The 2,909-nt window shown below is 62.1% G+C and carries 5 protein-coding genes; 2 read left to right on the top strand and 3 right to left on the bottom strand.

Going from position 1 to position 2,909, the window contains the following annotated elements:
- On the top strand, positions 1 to 1,180 hold a 1,180-nt coding region (locus tag M0P34_RS14730; RefSeq protein WP_291500471.1), incomplete at its 5' end, for a terminase gpA endonuclease subunit.
- Positions 1,177 to 1,368 (top strand): helix-turn-helix domain-containing protein, encoded by a 192-nt coding sequence (locus tag M0P34_RS14725; RefSeq protein ID WP_291500469.1) that lies wholly within the window; start codon positions 1,177 to 1,179, stop codon positions 1,366 to 1,368. The genes M0P34_RS14730 and M0P34_RS14725, both read left to right, overlap by 4 nt.
- Before the next feature lie 42 nt (positions 1,369 to 1,410).
- Here the strand turns inward: M0P34_RS14725 and M0P34_RS14720 are convergent, their stop codons facing one another.
- The 3 genes from M0P34_RS14720 to M0P34_RS14710 all read right to left on the bottom strand — a co-directional run bounded on the left by M0P34_RS14720 (position 1,411) and on the right by M0P34_RS14710 (position 2,544).
- Positions 1,411 to 1,692 carry a helix-turn-helix transcriptional regulator gene (locus M0P34_RS14720; RefSeq protein WP_291500467.1) on the bottom strand — a complete coding sequence of 94 codons (282 nt, stop codon included), beginning with the start codon at positions 1,690 to 1,692 and terminating at the stop codon, positions 1,411 to 1,413.
- 28 nt (positions 1,693 to 1,720) lie between these two features.
- The gene (locus tag M0P34_RS14715; protein WP_291500466.1) at positions 1,721 to 1,999 is read right to left on the bottom strand and encodes a cytotoxic translational repressor of toxin-antitoxin stability system; all 279 of its coding nucleotides are present in this window, start codon (positions 1,997 to 1,999) and stop codon (positions 1,721 to 1,723) included.
- Between the two features lie 197 nt (positions 2,000 to 2,196).
- Positions 2,197 to 2,544, bottom strand: a complete 348-nt coding sequence (locus tag M0P34_RS14710; protein WP_291500464.1) for a hypothetical protein — start codon at positions 2,542 to 2,544, stop codon at positions 2,197 to 2,199.
- Positions 2,545 to 2,909 lie beyond the last annotated feature (365 nt).

Here is a 2,909-nt window from a genome sequence, read left to right as displayed (position 1 = left end):
GTTCGACCGCATCCGCTGGCCGCAGGACGAGGCCGTGCGGCGCGACCCCGAGGGCGTCCAGGCGCGGCGGCTGGCCTGGTACGCCTGCGAAACCTGCGGCGCCTGCTGGGGCGACAACGACCGCGACAAGGCCGTGCGCCTGGGCCAATGGCGCGCGCGGGGCACGGGGCTGGAGCTCATGGCCCACCTGCGCGCCCACCGCCCGGCCAAGATCGGCTTCCACGTCCCGGCGTGGCTGTCCTACTTCGTGTCCCTGTCCGAGGTCGCGGCGGCGTTTCTGCGCTGGAAGAGAAGCGGCAACCGCGACGACCTAAAGAACTTCATGAACCAGTACAAGGCCGAGCCCTGGCGCGCCTACGACGTGCAGCGCACCGAGGACGCGGTGAAGGCCCTGTGCGACGACCGCCCGCGCGGCGTTGTGCCCGGCCCGGACGCCGAGGGCCGACCCCGGGTGGCCGCGCTGGTGGCGGGGGTGGACTCGCAGAAACGCTATTTCAGGTACGTCATCCGCGCCTTCGGCTGGGGCGCGGAGGAGGAGAGCTGGCTTGTCCAGGCGGGCAGCGTGCCGACCTTCGCGGCCCTGGAGCGCGTGCTGTTCCAGAACGTCTACCGCGACCGCGAGGGCACCGAGCACAGGGTGCGCCTGGCCGTGCAGGACGCCATGGGCACCCGCACCAAGGAGGTCTATGCCTTCTGCGCCCGGCACCGGGGGCGGGTGTTCCCCTATCAGGGCAAGCGCGCCCAGAGCGCCCCGGTGCGCTACGCGCCGCAGGAGTTCTACCCGGGCACGAAGGCGAAGATCCCCGGCGGCCTCGTGCTCTGGAAGGTGGACACCACGTTCTTCAAGAACGACCTGGCCGCCAAGCTCCAGATCGCCCCCGAGGACCCCGGCGCCTTCCATCTGCACGCGAACGTCACGGACGAATACGCCCGCGAGATGACCGCCGAGTACTTCGACGACAAGAAGCTCTGCTGGCTCTGCCCCGACGGCAAGGACAACCACTTCTGGGACTGCGAGGTCATGGCCCTGGTCGCGGCCTACGAGCTGGACCTGCGCAACTGGAAGCGCCCGACCCCCAAGCCCAGGCAGGCCGCCCATGCCCCGCGCGGCGTAGCCCCCACCCCGCACCCCCTGCCCGGCTCCGGAGCCCGTCCGGACTGGTTCAACCAAAGGAGATGACCGTGGACAAGAAGAAAGGGCGCAAGTTGAACTGGAAGCAGGCCTGCGAGATCCTGAACTGCTCCAAGAGCCATTTCTACAACCTGGTCAACGAGGGCAAGATTCCGGCCTTTCGCTGTGGGAAGGTGCGGGGGGTGTGGGTTTGGGAGGAGGATGTGCGGGGGTATTTGGATGCGGTGACGTTGTGAAGTTTTCTCGGCGTAAGGACGGCTCCGGGAGCCGCCCTTGTGCTACATGAAGAGTCGGTGGTCCACGCTCAAGGCATCACCCAACTTCTTGGCGTTGGCCTTGCCGATGGGGCGCTTGTCGTGCTCCATCTCGGAGAGGTGGCGACGGTTGATGCCGGTGGCCTCGGCAAGCTGGACCTGGGTCATCCCTTCCCGGTAACGCGCGCCGGAGAGCAGGGTGCCGGGGCTGCGGTCGGGAAACACCTCGGCTGCGGGGACGCTGTCCAGCACACGGCACCCCATGCGCGTCAGGTAGGCCTTCACGCTCTTGCTGTCGACGCCCACGGGGCAGGCCACCTGAAAGGCCGTCGCCTCAGTAAGGGGCTTTCTCGTGCGTTCCGGCATAGGTCACCTCCACCAGTTTGATCTCTCCATCCACTTCCTGCCAAACCGCCACATAGGTCGGATTCCCCTTTTTCAGGTGGCAGTGGTGTATCTCTCTGGCCAGTTTCCCGTAGTTCGGCCAGGTCCCTCGGACAGGCCCGCTTTGCTCGATTTCCGTCACCAGGAGGGTCAGGGCCGCTTGCACCCGCTTGGGCAGCTTGCGAATATCCTTTGCGACCCTCTTGGGGATCATTACTGTCCAGCTCATTCTCGTCTCTCATGTATGTACTAATTTTTGGTACATTGTCAAGAAGGGAAACAACTCGGGTAGCCAAGGCGTTCCGGTGAAGTTTCGCAACTCCAGCCGTACCCCAACCAAGGGCGGCATGACCACTCGCTTTTCCGTGGCCTGCTGTCAGGTGATAACCATCTCAGCACATGCTGACTTTACTCGAAATTGTTCGATCATTTGATTGCAAGTTTGGCTACAACAAATCCCGAAAAATTTATTTTAGACCCGCCAGACTTGACGTCTATAAGGAATGAATATTTTGATGACGACAGTTCAATGTCGATTTGTTTGCCGCCCTTTATCCTAAAGTCTTTTTCATTAAGAGACCCACCAGGAATATAGCAGACAATTAGTTCTGATTTGTTGTCTAATAGAATATATCTCTCGTTGTGTAACCTATTTTTAGGGATGTTAATCCACCAGACATTCTTTGCCAGATTAATGCTCGCGAACGTCGTATTTTGGGATGAAAGATGAATCCCATTATCCCGTGCGATCTGAATGGCCTCGGCCTTTTTCATGACGACCTCCTTGAGTCTTGCCTAATTTGCAAAATATTACATGGGGCATGAGGATGTCCACCACTTCCACCACGTCCACGACATGATGCCCGGCAGGCCCTATCCTGCCGGGCATGTCTGTTTGGACTTCCGAAGAACTCACCGCGCAGCTTGCGGCCTGGAAGCAGGCGCTGCTTACCGTGTCGGGCGGCAAGGGGTATACCGTTGCCGGGCGGACGCTGACGCTTCAGGACGCGGGGGAGATTCGCGGGACTATCGAGTGGTTGGAGGCCGAGCTTCGTAAGCTGGACGGGGCGCATGGGCCGGTGTTCGTGGGCGGGAGGGTGGCGCGATGAGCGTTGCCCGGGCTGCCCGCGCCGCCCGCG

Source organism: Desulfocurvus sp., assembly GCF_023230885.1.
GTDB lineage: Bacteria > Desulfobacterota > Desulfovibrionia > Desulfovibrionales > Desulfovibrionaceae > Desulfocurvus.
Note: the sequence above shows the minus strand (reverse complement) of the source record. Positions and strands in the feature narration are given on the sequence as shown.